Annotated in this window: 18 protein-coding genes; 14 read left to right on the top strand and 4 right to left on the bottom strand. The window is 71.8% G+C overall.

The genetic code is table 11. From position 1 onward, the window contains the following. Window positions 1-244: 244 nt before the first annotated feature. The 4 genes from FXF68_RS09125 to FXF68_RS09110 all read left to right on the top strand — a co-directional run bounded on the left by FXF68_RS09125 (window position 245) and on the right by FXF68_RS09110 (window position 5,428). The gene (locus FXF68_RS09125) at window positions 245-865 is read left to right on the top strand and encodes a PadR family transcriptional regulator (RefSeq protein ID WP_148758507.1); all 621 of its coding nucleotides are present in this window, start codon (window positions 245-247) and stop codon (window positions 863-865) included. A gap of 115 nt (window positions 866-980) precedes the next feature. After that, window positions 981-2,060, top strand: a complete 1,080-nt coding sequence (locus FXF68_RS09120; RefSeq protein ID WP_148758506.1) for an inositol-3-phosphate synthase — start codon at window positions 981-983, stop codon at window positions 2,058-2,060. A gap of 218 nt (window positions 2,061-2,278) precedes the next feature. Next, window positions 2,279-4,054, top strand: coding sequence for an ABC transporter substrate-binding protein (locus tag FXF68_RS09115; RefSeq protein WP_246178555.1), 1,776 nt, complete (start codon window positions 2,279-2,281; stop codon window positions 4,052-4,054). Window positions 4,055-4,117: 63 nt separating this feature from the next. Continuing rightward, window positions 4,118-5,428 carry an MFS transporter gene (locus FXF68_RS09110; RefSeq protein ID WP_148758505.1) on the top strand — a complete coding sequence of 437 codons (1,311 nt, stop codon included), beginning with the start codon at window positions 4,118-4,120 and terminating at the stop codon, window positions 5,426-5,428. Between the two features lie 58 nt (window positions 5,429-5,486). Here FXF68_RS09110 and FXF68_RS09105 read toward each other — a convergent pair whose 3' ends face one another. Continuing rightward, window positions 5,487-6,776, bottom strand: coding sequence for an adenosylmethionine--8-amino-7-oxononanoate transaminase (locus FXF68_RS09105; protein ID WP_148758504.1), 1,290 nt, complete (start codon window positions 6,774-6,776; stop codon window positions 5,487-5,489). A gap of 20 nt (window positions 6,777-6,796) precedes the next feature. Further along, entirely contained in the window at window positions 6,797-8,329 is a 1,533-nt protein-coding gene (locus tag FXF68_RS09100; RefSeq protein WP_148758503.1) for a CCA tRNA nucleotidyltransferase, read from the bottom strand. A gap of 372 nt (window positions 8,330-8,701) precedes the next feature. On the opposite strand from FXF68_RS09100, the gene FXF68_RS09095 reads away from it, so the two are divergent. The 6 genes from FXF68_RS09095 (at window position 8,702) to FXF68_RS09070 (ending at window position 17,316) form a co-directional block, all read left to right on the top strand. Further along, window positions 8,702-9,235 (top strand): YbaK/EbsC family protein, encoded by a 534-nt coding sequence (locus FXF68_RS09095; RefSeq protein WP_148758502.1) that lies wholly within the window; start codon window positions 8,702-8,704, stop codon window positions 9,233-9,235. A 197-nt stretch (window positions 9,236-9,432) separates the two neighbouring features. After that, complete coding sequence (locus tag FXF68_RS09090; RefSeq protein ID WP_148758501.1) at window positions 9,433-12,018, top strand: DUF6049 family protein; 2,586 nt, start codon at window positions 9,433-9,435, stop codon at window positions 12,016-12,018. Beyond that, on the top strand, window positions 12,014-13,756 hold the full coding sequence (gene murJ / locus FXF68_RS09085; protein ID WP_148759325.1) for a murein biosynthesis integral membrane protein MurJ: 1,743 nt from the start codon (window positions 12,014-12,016) through the stop codon (window positions 13,754-13,756). Before FXF68_RS09090 ends, murJ begins: the two co-directional genes overlap by 5 nt. 316 nt (window positions 13,757-14,072) lie before the next feature. Next, window positions 14,073-15,662 carry a protein kinase family protein gene (locus tag FXF68_RS09080; protein ID WP_148758500.1) on the top strand — a complete coding sequence of 530 codons (1,590 nt, stop codon included), beginning with the start codon at window positions 14,073-14,075 and terminating at the stop codon, window positions 15,660-15,662. 284 nt (window positions 15,663-15,946) lie between these two features. Continuing rightward, complete coding sequence (gene sigM, locus FXF68_RS09075) at window positions 15,947-16,555, top strand: RNA polymerase sigma factor SigM (RefSeq protein WP_067905333.1); 609 nt, start codon at window positions 15,947-15,949, stop codon at window positions 16,553-16,555. Then, on the top strand, window positions 16,552-17,316 hold the full coding sequence (locus FXF68_RS09070; protein WP_148758499.1) for an anti-sigma factor family protein: 765 nt from the start codon (window positions 16,552-16,554) through the stop codon (window positions 17,314-17,316). Before sigM ends, FXF68_RS09070 begins: the two co-directional genes overlap by 4 nt. A 352-nt stretch (window positions 17,317-17,668) precedes the next feature. Here the strand turns inward: FXF68_RS09070 and FXF68_RS09065 are convergent, their stop codons facing one another. Further along, complete coding sequence (locus FXF68_RS09065; RefSeq protein ID WP_148758498.1) at window positions 17,669-18,241, bottom strand: dienelactone hydrolase family protein; 573 nt, start codon at window positions 18,239-18,241, stop codon at window positions 17,669-17,671. 187 nt (window positions 18,242-18,428) lie between these two features. Here FXF68_RS09065 and trxB point away from each other — a divergent pair, with 187 nt between their 5' ends. Together trxB and trxA are read left to right on the top strand one after the other, a co-directional pair. Beyond that, the gene (trxB, locus tag FXF68_RS09060; protein WP_148758497.1) at window positions 18,429-19,391 is read left to right on the top strand and encodes a thioredoxin-disulfide reductase; all 963 of its coding nucleotides are present in this window, start codon (window positions 18,429-18,431) and stop codon (window positions 19,389-19,391) included. Window positions 19,392-19,473: 82 nt separating this feature from the next. Next, entirely contained in the window at window positions 19,474-19,788 is a 315-nt protein-coding gene (gene trxA, locus FXF68_RS09055) for a thioredoxin (RefSeq protein WP_148758496.1), read from the top strand. Window positions 19,789-19,913: 125 nt separating this feature from the next. Here trxA and FXF68_RS09050 read toward each other — a convergent pair whose 3' ends face one another. Further along, complete coding sequence (locus FXF68_RS09050) at window positions 19,914-20,531, bottom strand: GNAT family N-acetyltransferase (protein WP_148758495.1); 618 nt, start codon at window positions 20,529-20,531, stop codon at window positions 19,914-19,916. 359 nt (window positions 20,532-20,890) lie between these two features. Here FXF68_RS09050 and FXF68_RS09045 point away from each other — a divergent pair, with 359 nt between their 5' ends. Both FXF68_RS09045 and FXF68_RS09040 read left to right on the top strand, forming a co-directional pair. After that, on the top strand, window positions 20,891-22,123 hold the full coding sequence (locus FXF68_RS09045) for an aminotransferase-like domain-containing protein (RefSeq protein ID WP_148759324.1): 1,233 nt from the start codon (window positions 20,891-20,893) through the stop codon (window positions 22,121-22,123). 95 nt (window positions 22,124-22,218) lie between these two features. Further along, entirely contained in the window at window positions 22,219-23,160 is a 942-nt protein-coding gene (locus FXF68_RS09040) for a D-alanine--D-alanine ligase family protein (RefSeq protein ID WP_148350211.1), read from the top strand. Window positions 23,161-23,271: the final 111 nt, after the last annotated feature.

Genomic DNA, 23,271 nt, shown 5'->3' with positions numbered 1-23,271 from the left:
ACCAGGGTTTCACGCGCAACTTTGACACACTTCCGCCACATACACCCTGAATTCGCCGTATTCGCTCTGCCTCGTGAGGTATGCCGACGCCCTCGAACGTTCACCGGACGGACCGCCGTCGGTTCCCCACTTGCCAGGACGGCCGCCGCTACGTATCTTGTCGATGTATCGAGTCGATACATTCACTCGATACATCGGTTCGAGACATCGGTTCGAGACGGCCGGTCTCCGGGGGAGGTGGACGATGGCGGCGAGGAAGGGCGCGGGCGTGCTGGAACTCGCCGTGCTCGGCCTGCTGCACGAGTCCCCCATGCACGGATACGAGCTGCGCAAGCGGCTCAACGTCCTGCTCGGCATGTTCCGGGCCTTCTCGTACGGGTCCCTCTATCCGTGTCTCAAGCAGCTCCTCGCGGACGGGCTGATCGTCGAGGACCGGCCGGAGGAGCCCGGCACGCCGCTGGCGCTGCAGAGCCGCCGGTCGAAGATCGTCTACAAGCTCACCGCGGACGGCAAGGAGCGCCTCCAGCGGCTCCTGACCGAGGCCGGTCCGGCGTCGTGGGAGGACGAGGGGTTCGGCGTGCACTTCGCCTTCTTCTCGCACACCCGCGCCGACGTCCGGCTGCGGATCCTCGAAGGCCGGCGCAGCCGGCTGGAGGAGCGCCTGGAGAGCGTCCGCGCCGCCCTCGCCCGGACCCGCGAGCGGGTCGACTCCTACACCCTGGAGCTGCAGAACCACGGGCTGGAGTCGGTCGAACGCGAGGTCAGATGGCTCAACGAGCTCATCGGGCGGGAGCGGGCCGAGCAGGAACAGCAAGCCAGACGCTACGAAAACAAACAGGACAAGCCTCGGGACAGGGGCCGCTGACGAAGGCCCCGCCTGGGGGACGGGTGAACCCCACCTCAGGCCCCCCGCACAGAGGTGGCGTTCGCCCTATCGGGGCGGGCGAGGATCGCAACCGCAAAAGAGAAGGAGCAACCGGATGGGTTCGGTGCGCGTGGCCATCGTGGGTGTGGGCAACTGCGCCTCTTCGCTCGTCCAGGGTGTCGAGTTCTACAAGGACGCGGCCCCCGACACGCGAGTGCCCGGCCTGATGCACGTCCAGTTCGGCGAATACCACGTCGGCGACGTGGAGTTCGTCGCGGCGTTCGACGTGGACGCCAAGAAGGTCGGGATGGACCTGTCCGAGGCCATCCACGCCAGCGAGAACAACACCATCAAGTTCGCCGACGTCCCGCCGACCGGGGTGACCGTCCAGCGCGGGCACACCTTCGACGGTCTCGGCGAGTACTACCTCGACATGGTCGAGGAGTCCGACGCCGAGCCGGTCGACGTCGTCCAGGTCCTCAAGGACGCCGAGGTCGACGTGCTGGTCTCGTACCTGCCCGTCGGGTCCGAGGAGGCCGACCGCTTCTACGCCCAGTGCGCGATCGACGCCAAGGTCGCGTTCGTGAACGCGCTGCCGGTGTTCATCGCGAGCGACCCGGAGTGGGCGCAGAAGTTCACCGACGCGGGCGTCCCGATCGTGGGCGACGACATCAAGTCCCAGGTCGGCGCGACCATCACGCACCGCGTGATGGCCCGCCTCTTCGAGGACCGCGGGGTCGAGCTGCTGCGCACGTACCAGCTCAACTTCGGCGGCAACATGGACTTCATGAACATGCTGGAGCGCAAGCGCCTCCAGTCCAAGAAGATCTCCAAGACGCAGTCGGTCACGTCCCAGATCCCGCACGAGATGGCGAAGGCCGACGTGCACATCGGCCCGTCCGACCACGTGCCGTGGCTGGACGACCGCAAGTGGGCCTACGTCCGGCTGGAGGGCAGGTCGTTCGGCGACACGCCCCTCAACCTGGAGTACAAGCTGGAGGTCTGGGACTCCCCCAACTCCGCCGGTGTGATCATCGACGCGGTGCGCGCCGCGAAGATCGCGAAGGACCGGGGGATCGGCGGGCCGATCCTGTCGGCGTCCTCCTACTTCATGAAGTCGCCGCCGGAGCAGTACAACGACGACCAGGCGCACGACGCGGTGGAGAAGTTCATCCGCGGCGAGGTCGAGCGCTAAGCACGACGAAATACCGCTTAGCACCTCAAGCGCGGGGAGACGGGGCCGCGCGGCTCGTCACAACTCTCCCAAGAGACGCCCTGACAGTGGACATCCGCTGTCAGGGCGTCCTTACTTCTGGAGAGAAAACGGTGATGTACCGGCCCTTTGTCACGCTCTGGCCCTACTGTGACACCGCCGGTTACTGCGCGCCAAGTTCCGAGTCTTGAGGTGAGAACGTGACGGCACGCGAGATGATCAAGGTGTCGGCGGGCCTGGCGGGGCTCGTCCTCGGGCTGTCCGGGTGCTCCGGCGGCGGCGAGGGCGCCGCCGCGACGGGGCGGCCCCGCGACGGCGGCACGCTGAAGGTCGTCGGCTCGTCGGACGTCGAGCACCTGGACCCGTCCGCCGTCGCCAGCGTCGGCGCGTACGGGCTCGCCCGCGTGTTCGCGCGGACGCTGTACGGGACGCGCGCGTCCAACGACTTCCAGGAGACGATCCCCGTCCGGCCGGACGTCGCCGAGCGCGTCCCCACCCGCGAGAACGGCGACCTCAGCAAGGACCGCCGCACCTACACGGTGCGGCTGCGGGAGGGCGTGCGATGGAACACGCGGCCTGCGCGGGCGGTGACCGCGCACGACTTCGTCCGCGGGTTCGAGCGGCTGTGCAACCCGGCGTCGCCGTCCGCGGGCACGGGGTACTTCGTCTCCACGATCAAGGGCATGGCCGGGTACTGCCGCGGCTTCTCCGCCGTCGACCCGAAGGATCCCGGCGCGATGGCCGCCTACCAGCGCGACCACGACGTCGAGGGCGTCCGCGCGAAGGACGACCGGACGCTCGTGTTCCGGCTGAACCGTCCGGCCAGCGACTTCCTCAACCTGCTCGCGCTCCCGTACACGGCCGCCGCGCCGCGGGAGTACGACCGGTACGTCCCGGACGGCCCGGAGCTGCGGCGCAACACGATCTCGGACGGCCCGTACCAGATCGCCGAGTACCGGCCCGGCCTGTCGTACCTGCTCACCCGCAACCCGGCGTGGCGGGCGGCGGCCGACCCGCTGCGCGAACGGCATGTCGCGAAGATCCAGATCACCCTCGGGCAGGACTCGGCGGAGACCGTCCAGCAGCAGATCGAGCAGGGGGTCTCCGACCTCGCGTGGGACCAGCCGGTGCCGACGTCCGCGATCCCCCGGCTCCGGCACGACAGCCGCTTCGCGATCATGGAGACGCCGAGCAACAGCCCCTACCTGGTGTTCAACACGCACAGCCCGAACAACGGCGGCGCGCTCGGCGACCGCGCGGTCCGGCGCGCCCTCGAGTACGCGGTCGACCGGAGCGCGCTCATCAAGATCGTCGGCGGTCCGTCGGTGGCGCGGCCGCTGCACACGGTGATCCCGCCGGGGAACTCGGGTTACGCGGCCGTCGACCACTATCCGACGCCCAACGAGTCCGGTGATCCGGCGAAATGCCGCCAGTTGCTCGGCCAGACCGGACGCACCGGGCTGACGCTGAAGTTCCCGTACCGGACGAACAGCGTCCACAAGCTCATCGCCCAGTCGATCGCGGAGAACCTCGACTCCTGCGGGGTGAAGACCGAACTCACCCCCGACACGGGCGGCTCCTTCTACGCCGGGACGATCGCCACCCCCGCCAAGGCGCGCGCGGGCGAATGGGACATCGCCGCCCCCGGCTGGACGCCCGACTGGTACGGCAACAACGGCCGCTCGATCATCCAGCCGCTGTTCGACGGGCGCGCCTACGGGCAGAACTCCACCAACTACGGCGGCTACGACAATCCGCGGGTCAACGCCCTCATCGACGCCGCGCTCACCGCTCCGGACACGGCGGTGGCGGCGAGCCGCTGGCAGCAGGCCGACCAGCAGATCATGGAGGACGCGGCGATCGTCCCGCTGCTCGATCGTTCGCAGACGCTGTTCCGATCGTCTCGCGTCCACGGGGCGCTCTTCCTCCCCACCACCGCGACCTATGACTACACGCGCCTCTGGCTCACGTCCTGACCTCCGCGTTTCCGGCTTTCGTTCTGGACCGATGGACGCAAAGGCACTGGGTACAGTGATCAGGTGAGGGCTGGGGATCTGCCGGGAATTCTGCGCGGGCGGGACTTCCGGCGGCTGTACGCGACGCGACTCGCCTCGCAGTTGACGGACGGCCTCTTCCAGGTGGCGCTCGCGGGTTACGTGTTCTTCTCGCCGGAGCGGCAGACGACGGCGGCGAAGGCGGCGGCCGCGTTCGCCGTGACGCTGCTGCCCTACTCGGCGCTCGGCCCGTTCGCGGGCGTGTTCATCGACCGGTGGCGGCGGCGGCAGATCCTCGTGTGGACGCCGATTCTGCGGGCCTTCCTCGTCCTGCTCGTCGCGGCGCTCGCCGCCGCCGGGCGGGAGGGCCTCGGCTTCTTCGCCGGGGTCCTCGTCGTGCTGGGCGTGAACCGGTTCTTCCTCTCGGCGCTGTCGGCGGCGCTCCCGCACGTGGTGCGGCGCGATCACCTGGTCACGGCGAACGCGTTCTCGGTGACGTCCGGGACGATCATCGCGTTCGTCGGCGGCGGCATCGGCTACCTGCTGCGCCGGTCCTTCGGCTCCGAGGACGGCGGGACGGCGCTGATCCTCGTCGCGGCGGCGGCCCTGTTCCTCGCCGCCGGGCTGATGGCGACGACCCTGCCGCGGGCGCTGCTCGGCCCGCACCCGCCCGAGGACGCGCCGGCGGGCACCCCGCGCGGCGAGGCGCCGCGGACGGTCGAGGCGCTCCGCACCGTCGTGGACGGCCTGGTCGACGGCGCCCGGCACATCGCGCGGCGCCCGCAGGCGGCGCTGGCGCTCGGCGCGATCTCCTTCCACCGGTTCCTGTACGGCGTCGTCCTGATCATGACGCTGCTGCTGTGCCGGAACAGCTTCGCCGACGACCCGGACGAGGGCCTCGCGAAGTTCGCGGTGATGCTCGGCGTGTCCGGCGCCGGGTACTTCGCGGCGGCGCTGATCACCCCGGCGGTGGTGCGGCGGATCAGCAAGCAGGCGTGGGTGGCGTGGCTGCTCGGACTGGCCGCGCTGAGCCTGCTCGCGCTGGGCATGCCGTTCGCGGAGCGCTCGTGGGCGGCCGCGTCGTTCGTGCTCGGCGTCGTGTCCCAGGGCGTGAAGCTGTGCGTCGACACGACGCTCCAGGAGACGATCGACGACGCCTACCGGGGCCGCGTGTTCGCCGTCTACGACATGCTGTTCAACGCCATGTTCGCGGCGGCGGCAGCGGCGGCCGCCATGTGGCTGCCCTCGGACGGCAGCGCCGGGCTCACCCTCCTCGCCGTGATCGCCGCGTACGCGGCGGGCGCGGTCGTCTATCGGACGGCGGCGGCCCGCCGCCCGGCCCACGCGCTCCGCTGACCGAGTTCTGTCGGAGGCACGTGATGTAGTCGTCCCATGACTCTCAGTCGTGAAGTGATCAGAGCGACTCGGCGACGGCGGTCAGGGCGGCGGCGATGTGGTGGACCTCGTCGTCCGTGCAGACGTAGGGCGGCATCGTGTAGATCAGCTTGCCGAACGGGCGGAGCCACACCCCGTGCGCCATGGCGATCTCCTGGACGGACGGGACGTCCACCGGCTCGCGCGCCTCCACCACCCCGATCGCGCCGAGGACGCGGACGTCGGCGACGCCCGGGAACTTGGCCGCCTCCTCCAGTTCGCTGGTGAGGATCGCTTCGATGGCGTCCACCTCGTCCCGCCAGTCGCGGGAGAGGAGCAGGTCGATCGACGCGGACGCGACGGCCGCGGCCAGCGGGTTCGCCATGTAGGTGGGGCCGTGCATGAGCACGCCCGCCTCGCCCGAGGTGATCCCGTGGGCGACGCGGTCGGTGCAGAGGGTGGCGGCCATCGTCATGTATCCGCCGGTCAGCGCCTTGCCGAGGCACATGATGTCGGGGACGACCTCGGCGTGGTCGCAGCCCCACAGCTCGCCCGTCCGGCCGAACCCGGTGGCGATCTCGTCCAGGACGAGGAGGAGGCCGTGCTCGTCGGCGATCTCGCGGAGCACGCTCAGATACTCGGGGGCGTAGAACCGCATGCCCCCGGCGCCCTGGACGATCGGCTCGACGATGATCCCGGCGAGCTCGTCCGCGTGCTCGGCGGCGAGGCGAGCCAGCTCGTCCAGGTAGTCGGCGTCGGGTTCGGCCGAATACCCGAGCGGGGGCGGCGGCGCGAAGACGTGCCGCGCGAGGACGTCGCTGAAGATGTGGTGCATCCCGTTCACCGGGTCGCACACGGCCATGTCGCCGAACGTGTCGCCGTGGTACCCGCCGCGGACGGTCAGCAGCCGGTGCCGCTCTGGCCTTCCCTGCGACCGCCAGTACTGGAGCGCCATCTTGATCGCGACCTCGACCGCCACCGATCCGGAGTCGGCGAAGAACACCTTGGTCAGCGGCTCCGGCGTGATCTCGACGAGCCGCTCCGCCAGCCGCACCGCGGGCGGATGCGTGAGCCCCCCGAACATCACGTGCGCCATCTTGCCGAGCTGCCCGGTGACGGCCGCGTTCAGCTTCGGGTGGTTGTACCCGTGGATGGCCGCCCACCACGACGACATCCCGTCGATCAGCTCGCTGCCGTCCGCGAGGACCAGCCGCACCCCGTCCGCCGAAACGACCGGCTGCACCGGAGCCGACGCGGGCATGGGCGAATACGGGTGCCAGATGTGCTCCCGATCGAACGCCAACATCCGCTCGGCCTCACGCGGACTCATCCGCCCGAGCTGCAAAGGAATCACGACTCCACCCCTCCACCACCAGACCCCGCGTCCTCCCCATCCGCGCCACCCTCAGACCCGCTGTCGCTGAGCTGGGAACTCCCGAGGGCCTCGGCTTCGGTGGTGGCCCAGGTTCGGAGTTCTTGTTCGGCTGCTTCCTTGCCGATCAGGCCGCGGTCCAGGCGGAGGTCGAGGAGGAAGCGGTATGCCCTGCCGACGAGGGGGCCGGGCGGGATGCCCAGGATCTCCTGGATCTCGTTGCCGTCGAGTTCGGGGCGCATCGCGGCCAGTTCCTCTTCCTCCGCGAGGCGTTCGATGCGCAGTTCCAGGTCGTCGTAGGTGCGGCGGAGGCGGTCGGCCTTGCGGCGGTTGCGGGTCGTGCAGTCGGCGCGGGTCAGCTTGTGCAGGCGGGAGAGGAGCGGACCGGCGTCCCGGACGTACCGGCGGACGGCCGAGTCGGTCCACTCGCCGGTGCCGTACCCGTGGAAACGGAGGTGCAGCTCGACCAGACGTGACACGTCGGCGATGACGTCCTTCGGGTAGCGCAGCGCGGTCAGCCGCTTGCGCGTCATCTTCGCGCCGACGACCTCGTGGTGGTGGAAGGACACGCGTCCGCCCGACTCGAAGCGCCGGGTGCGGGGCTTGCCGATGTCGTGGAGCAGCGCGGCCAGGCGCAGGACGAGGTCGGGCCCGTCCTCCTCCTGCGCGATCGCCTGCTCCAGGACGATCAGCGAGTGCTCGTAGACGTCCTTGTGCCGGTGGTGCTCGTCGATCTCCAGCCGCAGCTTCGGCAGCTCCGGCAGGACGTGGTCGGCGAGGCCGGTGTCGACGAGGAGGGCGAGGCCCTGGCGCGGGTACAGGCCGCAGATCAGCTTGGACAGCTCGTCCCGGACGCGCTCGGCGGAGACGATCTCGATGCGGGGCGCCATGTCCGCCATCGCGCGGACGACGTCCGGCGCGACCTCGAAGCCGAGCTGCGACGCGAACCGGGCGGCGCGCATCATGCGCAGCGGGTCGTCGTTGAAGGAGTCCTCGGGACGGCCGGGCGTGCGCAGGATCTTGCGCTGCAGGTCGACCAGCCCGCCGAACGGGTCGACGAACTCGTGTCCGGGGAGCCGGGCCGCCATGGCGTTGACGGCGAAGTCGCGGCGGCGCAGGTCCTCGACGAGGGACGTCCCGTACGACACGTCCGGCTTGCGCGACTTCGGGTCGTAGGACTCGCTGCGGTAGGTGGTGATCTCCAGCTCGACGCCGTTCTTGCGGAGGCCGACGGTGCCGAAGTCGATGCCGATCGTCCAGTGCGCGTCCGCCCAGTCGCGGATGATCTCCAGGGTGCGCTCGGGCGGCGCGTCGGTGGTGAGGTCGACGTCCTTGGTCGGGCGGCGCAGCAGCGCGTCCCGGACCGGACCGCCGACCAGCGCCAGCTCGTGACCCGCCGCCGCGAACCTGGCGCCGAGCTCGTCGGCGACGGGCGCGATGCGGCGCAGCAGTTCGGCGATCGCGGTCCGCCGCGAGGCCTCGGGGGTCACGTTCCGGTTGGGCACGGCCATCGAGCGTATTTCCTTGATAGATGGGATGACAAAGGACTTTCCTGCGATCGGTGGGGCCCGCGCCGGAGTCCTTGCGGGGCCGGACGGGGACGGGGCTCTTCACATGCCCCGCTCCCCGAGTTACGTTCTGGGCACTCCGATGACGCCGGCGCGACCGCCGGTGCGGGTCCCGCACGACAACGGTAGCGGGACCTCACGGCCCACGGTCCGCCGCAGGTGCGGCAGAGGCGCATCGAGAGGGTTTACGTGTCGCCGGCGGCGTTAAGCCGGACGTCTCGGGTATGCGGAGATCCCGCGAAGTGCGAAGCACGGGGTGACATCGAACCAGGACCCGGGGGCGAGCGGGGTGCGCCCCCACGGATGGAGCCGATCATGAAGGACGCCCTCGCCATCCACCGCGCGCTGCTCGAATGGGAGACCGTGCACGAGATCGTGCGGCTGCCCAGCGCGCTGGCCAACGCCGACGAACTGCCCGCGGTGCTCGGCCTCCCGGCGGCCCGGTGCCTGGTGACGCGCGTCTACGCCTGCGACGACGTCCGTCCGGGAAACCGGTTCCTCGCCGGGGTGATCGTCCGCGCGGGCGAGCGGCCGTCGCCGGAGGCGGTGCGGCTCGCGGCCGGCGCGCGGGCCGTCCGGCCCGCCCACGACGACGTCGTCAACGCCGTCACCGAGTACGCGGCGAACCTCGTCTGCCCCCTCCTCCTGCCGGACGACATGCTCCTCCTCATAGACCAGCGCATCATCGACGCCATCCCCGAGGACGACGTCGTCTACACCGCGACCGGTGAGCCGTCCACGGCCCTCGGCATCAGCGTCCGGACCCTGCACACCATCTGCCAAGCCAAACCAGCCGACATCCGCCCCCCGTCCTCCGACACCCGAGAACCCCACCACCCCGCCGCCTGACCCCCACGCCCCACTCGGGTGGGCGAAACGGGTGATTGGGGGAATCCGGGCTCGGGGTGGGCGGGGCGGCCTGATGGGGGCGCGTGGCCGACTAACATCGGGGCCGTGGTGCGGGAAATCTATGCCCGTCGTCCCGAGGGAGCCGGTCGCGCGGTCGGCGCGGCGCCGGACGGCTCTCGGTCGGACACGGCGTGAGAATGGTCAGGCGCGCTGTCGCGCTGGCCGCCCTGCTGCCCTGCATCACGATGGCGGCCCCCACCGTCCTGATCCCGCCCGCCCTCGCGTCGTCCCCCGGGTCTCCTGATCTGGCCGCTGCCGAGGGGACCCTCGCCTCCGCGGGACGTGCGACGGGCGCGCAGCGGCAGCGGGTGCAGGTGGGGCTCGCGTTCACTCAGGTGTCGCCGAAGACCCTGCATGGCAATTCGCGGATCGAGATATCCGGTATCGCGAAGAACCGGACGGAAGGGCAGCTCGCCGGACTCACCATCCGGATGCGGTACAGCGCGCAGCCGATCACCAGCCGGGGCCAGCTCGACCAGTTCTCGTCCGGGCAGACGAACCAGCTGCCGAACGTGACCCAGCCGCAGCCATTGACGAACGTCGCCGCGCCCGGCTCGACGCAGAACTGGTCGTTCCAGGCGACCCCCAAGTCGCTCCGGCTGAGCGCTCCGAACGGCACGCCGGGCGTGTACCCGGTGGGCGTCGAGGTGCTGAACCCGGCGCAGCAGGTCGTCGGCGGGCTGACGACGTTCCTGACGTTCATGCCGCAGAAGCGGCTGTTCAAGCCCGTCTCGATCAGCTGGGTCTGGCCGCTGATCGACCGCATGCACCGCACCACCGACGGGGCGTTCTTCGACGACCAGCTCACCAAGGACATGGCCCCCGGCGGACGCCTCAACCGGCTCGTCAGCGCGGCGGGCACGACCGCCACGCCGGTCACGTGGGCGGTCGACCCGGCGCTCATGGACGACGCGCAGCGCATCGCGTCCGACCCCTACGTCGTCCAGCCGTTCGGCGCGAAGAAGGGCGCCGAGAAGGAGAAGAGCCCGGTCGCGGCGCGGTGGCTGTCCGACCTGAAGACCGCGTCGAAGGGCGACCCCTACTTCACCGTCCCGTACGGCGACCCGGACGTGGTCGCGCTCGTCCGGCACAAGACGCCGCGCGACATCGCCGTCGCCCTCGACGCCCGCAACACCGGTGTCGCGACGCAGGCGCTCGGACGTCCGGCGGACGCGCACGTCGCCTGGCCGCCGTCCGGCGCCGCCGGTCCGGGGACGCTCGAACAGCTCGCCGAGCACCAGCTCAAGCGCGGCGGATCGTTCCTGATGAGCAGTTCGCAGTTCCAGAACCCGGCGTCGGGCACGCCGCCGAACGCGACGACGGCGCTGCAGACGAAGCGGGGCGTCGAGAAGACCGTCCTGTACGACGAGAAGCTCAGCCAGATCGTCAGCCAGGGGTCGCGGTCCGCGGCCGGAGGGGTGCTGACCGAGCAGCGGTTCCTGGCCGAGACGGCGATGATCGCGGCGGAGACGCCGAACCTGGCGCGCTCGGTGGTCGTCGCCCCCGACCGGCGCTGGGACCCGGCGCCCGGCCTCGCCGAGCGCCTGCTGACCTACACGAAGGACGCCGCCTGGCTGCGCGAGACGCCGCTGAAGAAGATCGAGGCCGCGCAGCCGCAGGCCCGGGTGTTCAACGGCCTCCCCGACTCCAACGTGTGGCACGAGCTGGGCGACGCGCACCTCGCGCAGACGCACGACATCGCCAAGCGCGCCTCGGCGTTCCGGGCCGTGATGACGGGCGACATCAAGATCTCCTACGAGCGCGCCCTGCTCCGCCTGGACTCCGTCGCCTGGCGGACGATGCCCGCCCGCGCCAAGGCCGCCCGCGACGCGCTCAGCAAGCAGGTGAAGGACGACATGGGGAGCGTCCGCATCGTCCATCCGAAGAACGGGCGCGTCCTGATGGGGGGGAGTTCGGGGAGACTCCCGGTCCTCATCGAGAACAGGCTGAGCCATCAATCGGTGACGGTCCGCCTTGTCGCGACGTCCGAGAACACCGCGAAACTCCGGCTCGGGCAGCTCCCCCCGGAGGAGGCGGTGATCGAGCTCAGGCCCGGGCAGCGGGCCCAGCGCTGGATCCCGGCGAAGGCGTCGGGCAACGGCAACTTCCACGTCTACCTGGAGCTGTGGGTCCCGAGCTCGAACCCGAACTCGGACCGGAACACGAAGGGGCGGAGGTTCGGGGACGTCCAGACCATCACCGTCCGCACCACCGGGTACGGACGGCTGGCGCTGCTCATCACGGGCGGCGGACTTGCCGTACTCTTCGTGGGCGTCGGAGTGCGGGCCATCAGAGCAAGGCGCCGCCGGAAAGCGGAGGCAGCCGGTGACGGGTCGACCGGAATGGGATCGGCGGGGACGGCCGAACAGGGGTACGGATACGCCGGCCCCGGGTTCGCAGGGCCCGGGCTCCCCGGCGTCGAGTTCCCCGCAGCCCCCGGGGCAGGGCTACCCGCCACAGGGGCAGGGGCAGGGCTACCCGGGTCAGGGCCACAATCCCCAGGGCAGCCCGCAGGGGCGCCCGCCGAACCAGGGCCCGCCCCACGTCCAGCCGGGCCAGGTTCCGCCCCCACAGGGCCCGCCCCCGCAGGGCCCGCCCCCGCAGGGCCCGCCGCGTCCGACGTACCCGGCGCCGCAGGGGTACCCGAACCGGCCGCCGACGGGAAGGCCGGGCGGCGCGGCAGGCACTCCGCCGCCGACCCCCGCGGCCGAGACGGCGATTGACCTCCCCGCCCCCGGCGGTACGGCGCCGGGAGGCCCGCCGACGCCGGGCGAGACGGTCGTCGACGCCCTGCCGCCCCGACCGCCCGCGCCGGACGGCGGCGAGAAGCCGGCCTCCGGCGGCATCCTGCGCTCCGGCGCGATCATGGCGGTGGGCACCCTCGCGTCCCGCGTCACCGGCTTCCTGCGCACCGCGGTCATCGTCGCCGCGCTCGGCACCGGCCTGCTCGCCAACGCCTACAACACCGCGAACACGATCCCGAACCAGATCTACGACCTGCTGCTCGGCGGGATCCTGACCAGCGTCGTCGTCCCGCTGCTGGTCCGGGCTAAGGAACGCGACCGCGCGTACGGCGAACGGTACGAGCAGCGCGTGTTCACCCTCGCGGTGATCGGCCTCGGCGTGCTGACCGTCGTCGCGATCCTGTGCGCGCCGCTGTTCATCGACGTCCTCGCGGGCAGCTACACCGGCGACCAGCGCAAGGTCGCCATCCTGTTCGCGCAGTTCTTCCTGCCGCAGATCTTCTTCTACGGCGTCGGCGCGTTCGCCGGGGCGATCCTCAACACGCGCGGCAGCTTCGGCGCGCCGATGTGGGCGCCGGTGCTGAACAACCTCGTGGTCATCGCGGTCGGCGGCGCGTTCCTCGCGATCACCTCCGGCCGGATCGACCCGTCCAGCATCTCGGACGGCCAGCTCATGCTGCTGTCGATCGGGACGACCGGCGGGATCGTCCTGCAGACGGTGGCGCTGTGGCCGTCGCTGCGCCGCGTCGGGTTCCGGTGGCGGCCCCGCCTCGACTTCCAGCGCGGCGAGATCGGCGAGGTCGGGCGGATGGCCGGCTGGACGCTGCTCTACGTCGTCGCCACCCAGACCGGCCTCGCCGTCGTCACCGCCCTCGCGAACCGGGCCGGGACGGTCGCCGACAAGCAGGGCCTCGGCGAGGGCTACGGGTACACGCCGTACTTCAACGGCTACCAGCTCTTCCAACTGCCGTACGCCATCGTCGGCGTCTCGGTGATCACCGCGCTGCTGCCGCGGATGAGCCGGTTCGCGGCCGAGGGCAAGACCGCCGACGTGCGGGCCGCGTTCTCCAGCGGGCTGCGGCTGTCCTCGGTGATCATCATGCCGGCGGCGGCGCTGATGCTGGTGCTCGGCCCGGAGATCACGACGGTGCTGTTCGCGCACGGCAACACCTCGCCCGCGGACGCGCTGGTCATCGCCCGGGTCATGCAGATGTTCGCGATCGCGCTCGTGCCGTTCTCCACCTACCAGCTCATGCTGCGCGTCTTCTACGCGCACGGCGACACCCGGACGCCCGCGCTGGTCGGGCTCGTGTCCGTCACGTCCAACATCATCGTGGCGTTCACGGCGTACAGCGTCCTCGACGTCAAGTGGATCGTCGTCGGCATCGCGGGCGGGTTCGCGATCACGAACATCGTCGGCACGCTGACCTGCTGGCTGGTGCTGCGCCGCAAGCTCGGCGGCATCGACGGGCGCCGCATCGTCGGCGGGCACCTGAAGCTGCTCGTCGCCGTCTGGCCGCTCGTCGGCTTCGCCTACGCCACGCGCACCGTCGCGGACGCGGCGGGCGACACCGCCAACCTGCTGCCCGCGCTGGCCGCGCTCGTCGTCGGCTCGGCGGGCGGCGGCCTCCTCTACGTGCTCTTCGCCAAGCTCATGCGGGTGGACGAGGTCCAGACGGCGATCTCCACGTTCACGAGCCGCCTGCCCGGCCGCTAGCCCGGGACCGATCCCGGTTCGGTCGCGGCCGGAAGCCCGCCGCGAACCAGACGGGCGGACGGGCGGCGGCGCCGACACGACGCGAGCACGACGGAATGGCATCTGTAGCGGTAGCGGCAGTGGGAAGCGAGGTAAACCCGCGAGACAAAGTAAAAAGGACGCGCCGCGATAAGGAAGCCACCCGGGCGTGTAGCCACTACCATGTGGGGGACTACGGCTTGCGGGGCGACACCCTGGGGAACGCAAAGAGGAGGGTCGGAGGCGTAAGCTGCCACGCCACGAACATGGGATCTGACCACCTGTGCAGGACGTTGCCGTGAGCACGTCAGTCATCGAGCCCGGCACGCGCCTCGCCGGCCGCTACCGGCTGGAGGAGCGCATCAGCGACTCCGGCGGTTCGGCCCTCTGGAAGGCCATCGACGAGATCCTCGCGCGGGCGGTCGCCGTCCGCACCTTCGACCCCGAGTTCCCCCGGATCGCCGAGGCGGTGACGTCCGCCCGCTCGGCGAGCAGGCTGACCGACCCGCGGCTCACCCAGGTGTTCGACGCCGACGACAGCGGCGAGAGCGCGTACGTCGTCAGCGAGTGGGTCGCCGGCGAGACGCTGGAGGGCATGCTCGCCAAGGCCCCGCTGGAGCCGGGGCGCGCCGCCACCCTGCTCTACGAGGCGGCCGAGGCGCTCTCCGCCGCGCACGCCGCCGGGCTGTCGCACCTCTGCCTCACCCCCCGCGACCTCGTGTGGACGACCGGCGGCACCGTCAAGATCCTCGGCATCGCGACCGACGCCGTGCTCGGCGACCGGCAGTCCGACGACCCGGGCGGCGACGACGTCCGCGGCCTCGGCCGGATGCTGTACGCCGCGCTCACCGCGCACTGGCCGGGCGACCCGGCCGGGTCCGACCTGCCCGCGGCGCCCGCCACGGACGGCGTCCCGCACGCGCCCCGGCAGGTCCAGGCCGGGATCTCGCACGCCATCGACGCGATCGTCTGCCGCTGCCTCGGCCTCGGGGCGGCGGAGGCGCTCGCGTCCCCGTCCGACCTCGCGAAGGCGCTGCGCGGCGTCCCGCGAACGCCGCTGCCGCTGTTCGCCGGGCTCGGGCACGCCCAGCCGCCCGCGCGTCCGGCGCCGCCGCGCCGTCCGGCCGCGCCGGGCGCCACGCAGCCGCACCGGCCGGCCGCCGAGCCGGAGCGGACGGCGGCGTCGCACGTCCCGCCGCCGCGCGTGCGCGGCCGCCGGGACGCCCCGCCGGGGTCCACCGGCACCCGGGCGGCGCCGGCGCACGGCGCTCCGGGACGGTCCGGCAACCGCGCCCTCCTCGGCGTCGCGGCCGCCGCCCTCACCGTCATCGTCGGGCTCGGCGCGTGGGCGCTGACCGGCCTCCGCGACAAGGGCGACCCGAACGACAACGTCACCGACAAGGGCCGCCAGAGCGCCCCGGCGAAGCCCGCCGTCGCCGAGCTCAAGGTCCGGACCGCGGAGGGCGTCGACCCCGTCGGCCAGGACGGCGGCAAGGGCACGGAGAAGGGCCGCCTCGCCATCGACGGCAAGTCCGGCACCGCGTGGCGCAGCTCCTACTACACCTCGCCGGACTTCGGCAGGCTCAAGGAGGGGCTCGGGCTCCTGCTCGACATGGGCAGGACGGTCAAGGTCAGCGAGATCAAGGCCCAGCTTCCCGCCCAGTCCGCGGGGGCCGTGATCCAGTTGAAGATCGGCGCCACGTCCGACGCGGGCTCGATGCAGAAGGCGGACACGGCCACGGCCGGGTCCGGCAGCGTGTCGTTCAAGCTCCAGCAGCCGCGTACCGCGCGGTATGTGCTGCTCTGGTTCACCAGGCTCGGGCACGGGTCGGACGGCCAGATCCGCGCCGAGGTCAACGAGGTCTCCGTCCTCGGCTCGACCGGCTGACCCGGCGGAACGTCCGCACACCGGCAGGTCGACCGGCGTCCGCGGCCCCCTACGGGAGGATCGCGGCGAATCACCGCGCCGGTGACATCCCCGCGATCGGCCGGGACGCCGCCGAACGGTCTGTGACGTGGGGCGGCGCATGTCTGTATCGTGCCTGTGAGCAGATTGTCCCTTCGCCCCCAGGAATCCGTGGTGCCAACCCCAGCAGCCGGTCGCGGGCTCCCGGCGCCGGCCCCGGCCAGGCGTCCCGAACGAGAAAGCGGTCGCTCATGACGTCGGTGAGCATGCGTCGCGTCGACGAGGTGCCCGACAAGGAGCTCCTCCACCGCCACGCCCAGGGGGACCCGCACGCGTTCGCCGAACTGGTCCACCGCCACCGGGACCGCATGTGGGCCGTCGCGCTGCGCACCCTCGGCGACCCGGAGGAGGCCGCCGACGCCCTCCAGGACGCCTGCCTGTCGGCGTTCCGCGCGGCCGGACGGTTCCGCGGGGACGCCGCCGTCACCACCTGGCTGCACCGGATCGTGGTGAACGCCTGCCTCGACCGCGTCCGGCGCAAGTCCGTCCGCCCGGCGACGCCGATGGGGGACGACGCCACGTTCGACGCCGTCGCGCCGAAGATGCCCGACCCGACCGACGCGCACGGCGTGTCCCTCGACGTCCGCACCGCCCTGGAGCAGCTGCCGTTCGAGCAGCGCGCGGCCCTCGTCCTCGTCGACATGATGGGCTACTCCGTCGACGACGCGGCTCAGGTCATGGAGGTCCCGCCCGGGACGATCAAGAGCCGCTGCGCGCGGGGACGGGCCCGGCTCGCGCCCCTTCTGGTCCACCACCGGAACCGACGGGAACCGAAAAACGTCGGAGGTGTGGAAGGAGGTGGCATGCCCAAGTGAACCCCGCACACCTTGACTACGACATCCTCGCCGACCTGGCCGAGGGAATGCTCGAAGACGACGAAGCCGCCTCCGTCAGCGCGCACCTCGACACCTGCGCCGACTGCCGTGAACGCTCCGCCGACCTCGCGGACGTCTCCCGGATCCTGGCGGAGGCACCCGTGCCGTCCATGCCCGCCGAGCTGGCCGAACGCATCGACACCGCCATCGCCGCGGAGTCGCTGAACAGCGCCACGGTCGCGAGCCTTGAGGAGCGGCGCGGAAGGCGGCATTGGCGGATCCTCTCGGCCGCCGCGGCGGCCGTGGTGGTGCTCGGCGGCGGAGCGGCGGTCGGCAGCCTCGCGCTGGACGACGCGGACGGCGGCCACGGCCAGGCGGCGACCCCGCCGCAGGACAACGCCCGCCCCCGCACCGCCGAGGGGATGGCGCCGAACGCCGCGCCCGCGCCGGCCTTCGAGGTCGCCCGCAGCGGCACCCACTACCGGGCCGGGACGCTCGCCGCGCAGGTCGGCGCCGTCGCCGCGGACGGCTCGACCAAGCGCGGCCTGGCCGCCTCGCCGGACACGCGGCTCCGCGAGTGCGTGCTCGGCGTGGTCGGGGAGCGCAAGCCCGTCCTCGTCGACCAGGCCGACTACGAGGGCCGCCCGGCCACCGTCATCGCCGTCCGGGGCGACCGGAACGGCAAGCTGACCGTCTGGGTCGTCGGCCCGGACTGCTCCGCCGCCGACCAACACGTCCTGAAAAAGATCGACAACGCCTGACGCGTGCCACCGAGGCCGTGCCCGTTCCCGGACGAGCACGGCCTCCACGCGTTCAGCGGCCTGTTCGTCCACAGGCGGAGGCCGCCTGTGGGCGCGGCTTCCCGCTGGGTTTCCCGTGTGTGGACGAGCCTTCGCGGATACGGGCGGCCTTCGCGTGTCGCTGCGTGGGGGCAACGCGGATTCGCGTCGCCGGGTGGCGGGTCGTGTCCGGCCGGTTCTTCGGGCCGGGGGATGTCGCGTGTCCGGTCGATGTCGCGGTCGGATGTCCGGTCGGTGTCGCGTGGCGGCGCGGTCGTGGGACGGACGACGGGTCGCGGTCGGAATCGTGTCGCTTGTCGCGGTTGGGCGGGCGTCAGAGGGGCGCTAGGAAGTCGAGGGCGATCGTCCAGGCGCGTTCGGCGGATTCGGGGTCGTGGTCGGGGAGGCCGGGGTCGGTGAAGAGGTGCCCGGCGCCCCGGTAGCGGAAGATCTCCACGTCCGCGCCCGCCTTGCGCATGCGCAGGTACCAGGCGTTCAGCCAGTCGGCGGGCTCGTAGGTGTCGGGGTCGGCGACGTGGAGCTGCACCGGGATCTCGGTGGAGGCGTCGTCGGCCATGTCGGACGTCCCGTGCATCAGCAGCAGCCCGCCCGCCTTCGCGTCGGCGAGCGCGAGGTTCTGGGCGACGGCGGCGCCGAGCGAGAACCCGGCGTAGACGAGCCCGCCGGCGTCCACGAGCGGGGCGGCGGCCGCGACACCGCGACGCAGCAGCTCGTCCCGTCCGATGTCGTCCTTGATGGCGGCCCCGTCCTCCGACGTGTCGGCGACACGCCCGTCGTAGAGGTCGGGGACGTGGACCTCGTGTCCGGCCGCGCGGAGCCTGTCGGCCGCCTGGTGCACCGCCGGGCGCAGCCCGTACATCGAGTGGAAAAGCAGAATGCGCGCCATCCCCTCACCCTACGACCGGCCGCCGACAGGACGTCCCGCGCCTGACCGGGCCTTCTCCCGGACGGGCCACCGGCGGACGCGGGAGTCGGGCGGCGCCTGCCGGGAATCCCCTGGGCCTAGGATCGGTTGACGCGATTGGCAGGGCCGGGCCGTGCCGCGCCGACGGCCACGAGGAAAGGCAGACGCAGTGAGCGACGTCCGTAACGTCATCATCATCGGTTCGGGCCCCGCGGGCTACACCGCTGCCGTCTACGCGGCTCGCGGCGACCTCCGTCCGCTGGTCTTCGAGGGCTCGGTGACCGCCGGCGGCGCGCTGATGAACACCACCGACGTGGAGAACTTCCCCGGCTTCCCGGACGGGATCATGGGCCCCGACCTCATGGACAACCTGCGCAAGCAGGCCGAGCGGTTCGGCGCCGAGCTGATCACCGACGACGTGACCGAGGTCGACCTCACCGCCGACCCGAAGGTCGTCAAGGTCGGCGACGACGTCTACCGCGCCCGGACGGTGATCGTCGCGACCGGGTCCGGCTACCGCAACCTCGGCCTGCCCGACGAGCAGCGGCTCTCCGGACGCGGCGTCTCCTGGTGCGCGACCTGCGACGGCTTCTTCTTCCGCGAGCAGGACATCGCCGTCGTCGGCGGCGGCGACACCGCCATGGAAGAGGCGATCTTCCTGACCAAGTTCGCCCGCTCGGTGACGGTGGTCCACCGCCGCGACGAGCTGCGCGCGTCCAAGATCATGCAGGACCGGGCGTTCGCCAACGAGAAGATCCGCTTCCTGTGGGACAGCGAGGTCGTCTCCATCCAGGGCGAGGACAGGGTCACCGGCGTGACCGTCCGGAACACGAAGTCCGGGGAGCAGTCGGCGCTGGAGATCACCGGCCTGTTCATCGCGATCGGCCACGACCCGCGCAGCGAGCTGTTCGCCGGGCAGTTGGAGACCGACACCGACGGGTACCTCCTGGTGGACGCCCCGTCCACGCGGACGAAGATCCCCGGCGTGTTCGCCTGCGGCGACGTCGTCGACCACGTCTACCGGCAGGCCATCACCGCCGCGGGCACCGGCTGCGCCGCCGCCATCGACGCCGAGCGCTGGCTCCAGGACCAGGACTCGGAGCAGAAGGTCTCGGAGGCCGAGGCGTCCTGACCGCGCCTCCCGCCCATCTGCGGGGCGGACGTCCAGCGAGCCTCAACCGCCGAACCCGTACGAACACCGAAGGGGAACCACCATGAAAGCCGTGACCGACGCCGACTTCGCGTCCGAGGTCCTGGGCAGCGACAAGCCCGTTCTCGTCGACTTCTGGGCCGAGTGGTGCGGCCCGTGCCGGATGGTGGCGCCGATCCTGGAGGAGATCTCCAAGGAGCACGGCGACAAGATCGACATCGTGAAGCTGAACATCGACGAGAACCCGAAGGTGCCGCAGCAGTACAACGTCCTGCAGATCCCGACGATGAACGTCTACAAGGACGGCGAGGTCGTCAAGCAGATCATGGGCGCGAAGCCGAAGGCCGCCCTGCTGCGCGACCTGGCCGAGTTCATCTGATTCTCCCGGTTCCTCGTCGTCTCCCGCGGCGAGCGCGAAAGGCGTGTGGCCCGCACTCTGACGCAGAGTGCGGGCCACACGCATGCGAAGCGGTGTCGATCGGTGCTGGAGCGGCTCAGTTCGTCCTAGACGGGACGCAGCGCCCCTTCGGGGGTCATGGAGCCCAGGAGCCGTTCCAGCGCCACCTCGACGTCCTCACGCCACGACAGGGCCGACTTGAGCTCCAGCCGCAGCCGCGGGTACCGGTGATGCGGCCGGACGGTCTTGAACCCCACCGAGAGCAGGTAGTCGGCGGGGACCATGCACCCGCCCTCCTCGCCCTTGAGGTCGCCGAACGCCTCGATCGCCTTCACCGTGCGGCGGGTGAGGTCCTTCGCGACGCCCTGGACGAGCATCCGGCCGAGCCCGCCGCCCGCGAACTCGGGCAGGATGTGCGCGGTCATCAGCAGCACCGCGTCCGCGCTGACCGGGCTCGTCGGGAACGCCACCGAGCGCGGCACGTACAGCGGCGGCGCGTACATCACGAAGCCCGCCGGGACGTTGTCGACGTACACGATCTTGCCGCAGCTGCCCCACTCCAGCAGCGTCGAGGAGATCCACGCCTCCTTCTCCAGGGCGGGGTCGCCGGTCTCCAGCGCGCGCTCGCGGCCGACCGGGTCCAGCTCCCAGAACACGCAGCCGCGGCAGCGGTGCGGCAGATCAGCGAGATTGTCCAGCGTGATGTTGACCAGACGACGCGACACCGGGTCGGCACCCCCTGCTGCGATCCTCGCCCGCCGTCCCGAACCGGCGGCCGGACGGCCGTCGGCTGCTCGGGCGGAACGCCACTCCGCGGAAGTCCCCGGCAACATTCCGGGTCCCGGGGGCATCGTATCTGACAGGGAGCCCCGCGCCCGGACGGCACGCCCGTCCATGATCGGCGCCCGCCGCGGGAGCCGGGCGGGCCGGGCGGGCCGGGCGACGCGCCCGGGGTTCGGCGGGATCGGCGCGGGCCGATGCCGTAAGTTGCAGGCAAGCCAGTCCACCGCCTCGGAGGTGCCTCGTGGAACAGCACTCGCGTACGGACGCCTACACCGACCGCTATGCCGCCCGTGCCGCCGGCATGGTGCCCTCGGAGATCCGGGCTCTGTTCGCGATGGTCGCCCGTCCCGAGGTGGTATCCCTGGCCGGCGGCGCGCCGTACGTGTCCGCGCTCCCCCTCGACGCCGTCGGACGGATGATCGGCGACCTCGTCGCGGGCAAGGGCGCCGAAGTGCTGCAGTACGGCTCCGCGCAGGGCGACGAGCGGCTCCGTGAGCACATCTGCGAGGTGATGGCGCTCGAGGGCGTCCAGGCGTCCGCGGACGACGTCGTCGTCACCGTCGGCGCGCAGCAGGCGCTCGACCTCATCACCAAGATCTTCGTCGACCCGGGGGACGTCGTCCTCGCCGAGGCCCCGTCCTACGTCGGCGCGCTCGGCACGTTCGCCTCCTACCAGGCCGACGTGGTGCACGTCCCGCTGGACGAGGGCGGGCTGATCCCCGCCGCGCTCCGCGAGACGCTCGCCCGGCTGCGCCGCGAGGGCCGCCGCGTCAAGTTCCTCTACACCGTCCCGACGTTCCAGAACCCGGCGGGCGTCACGCTCACCACCGCGCGCCGCGCCCAGATCCTGGAGATCTGCGCCGAATACGACGTGCTCGTCGTCGAGGACAACCCGTACGGGCTCCTCGGCTTCGACGGCGACCCCATGCGAGCCCTCCGCGCGGACGACTCCCAGCGCGTCATCTACCTCGGCTCGTTCTCCAAGACGATCGCGTCGGGGCTGCGCGTCGGCTGGGTGCTGGCGCCGCACGCGGTGCGGGCGAAGCTCGTGCTGGCCGCGGAGTCGGCGATCCTGTGCCCGTCGAACTTCTCGCAGCTCGCCGTCCGGGAGTACCTCGCGACGCAGCCGTGGCGCGAGCAGATCAAGGGCTTCCGCGAGCTCTACCGCGCCCGCCGCGACGCGATGCTCGACTCCCTCGACCAGCTCATGCCGGACGGCTGCACCTGGACCCGTCCCGCGGGCGGCTTCTTCGTCTGGCTGACCCTCCCCGAGGGCCTCGACTCCAAGGCGATGGCGCCGCGCGCGATCGCCGAGCGGGTCGCCTACGTCCCCGGCACCGGCTTCTACGCGGACGGCACCGGGCACCGGCACATGCGGCTGTCCTACTGCTTCCCCGAACCGCACCGGATCCGGGAGGGCGTCCGCCGCCTCGCCGCCGTCATCGAGCAGGAGGTCCGCCTCCGCGACACCTTCGGCGGGACGGTCGCGGGCAACTCCGTCGGCGTGCAGGCTCCCGGGCCGGACGTCGTCTGAGTTGTTTCACGTGAAACACGCCGGCTCTCGGGCCCCTTCGCGGGCGTCCGGGGGCCGGCGCTTTCTTTTGACCACCGTCTAGAGGGGCACCATCAGTGGAACTCGGGCACGTCGTCGTCCTCGCGGGCGGACTCTCCTACGAGCGCGAGGTGTCGCTCCGCTCCGGCCGCCGCGTCACCGAGGCGCTGCGCGCCCTCGACATCCCCGTCGAGCTCCGCGACGCGGACGCGACCCTCCTCGACTCCCTCACCGACGACCCGCCGGACGCGGTGTTCCCCGTCCTGCACGGCGCGGCGGGGGAGGACGGCTCGATCCGGGACGTCCTCGAACTGCTCGACGTCCGCTACGTCGGCGCGCGTCCGGACGCCTGCCGCGTCGCCTGGGACAAGCCGACCGCCAAGTCCGTGGTGCGCCGGGCCGGGCTCCAGACGCCCGAGTCCGTCGCGCTGCCCAAGGAGGTCTTCCACGACCTCGGCGCGTCGTCCGTCCTCGACCAGATCATCCGGAGCCTCGGGCTGCCCCTCTTCGTCAAGCCGACGCGGGGCGGGTCGGCGCTCGGCGCGTCCGTCGTCCAGGAGGCCGCCGACCTCTCCGCCGCGATGGTCGGCTGCTTCGCCTACGGGGACGCCGCGCTCGTCGAGCGCTACGTGCCGGGCACCGAGGTGTCGGTGAGCGTCATCGAGCGCGACGGCGAACCCGTGGCGCTTCCCGCCGTCGAGATCGTCGCGCCCGGCGGCCTGTACGACTACACCGCCCGCTACGACGCCGGGGACACCGAGTTCGTCACCCCGGCCCGCCTCGACCCGGACGCCACCGCCCGCGCCACCGCCGCCGCCGTCACCGCCCACCGCGCCCTCGGCCTCCGCGACCTCTCCCGCACCGACCTCATCGTCTCCCCCGACGGCGAGGTCCACTTCCTCGAAGTCAACGTGGCCCCCGGCATGACCGAGACAAGCCTCTTCCCCCGCGCCATCAGCGTCGCCGGCCTGGATCTGGGCGAGGTCTGCCGCTCCCTGATCCTCTCCCGCTTCCCCTAACCCCCCACCTCCCAGCTTCACCGCACAACCCACCACCCGCGAGGGCCGATGTTTCTCGTGAAACATCGGCCCCCGCGAGCTGCGGGTCAGCCCGTGCGCAGCCCCCCGTGC

It is taken from the genome of Actinomadura decatromicini (genome assembly GCF_008121305.1).
Taxonomy (GTDB): Bacteria; Actinomycetota; Actinomycetes; order Streptosporangiales; family Streptosporangiaceae; genus Spirillospora; species Spirillospora syzygii.
This window is presented reverse-complemented; position numbering and strand designations above follow the sequence as displayed.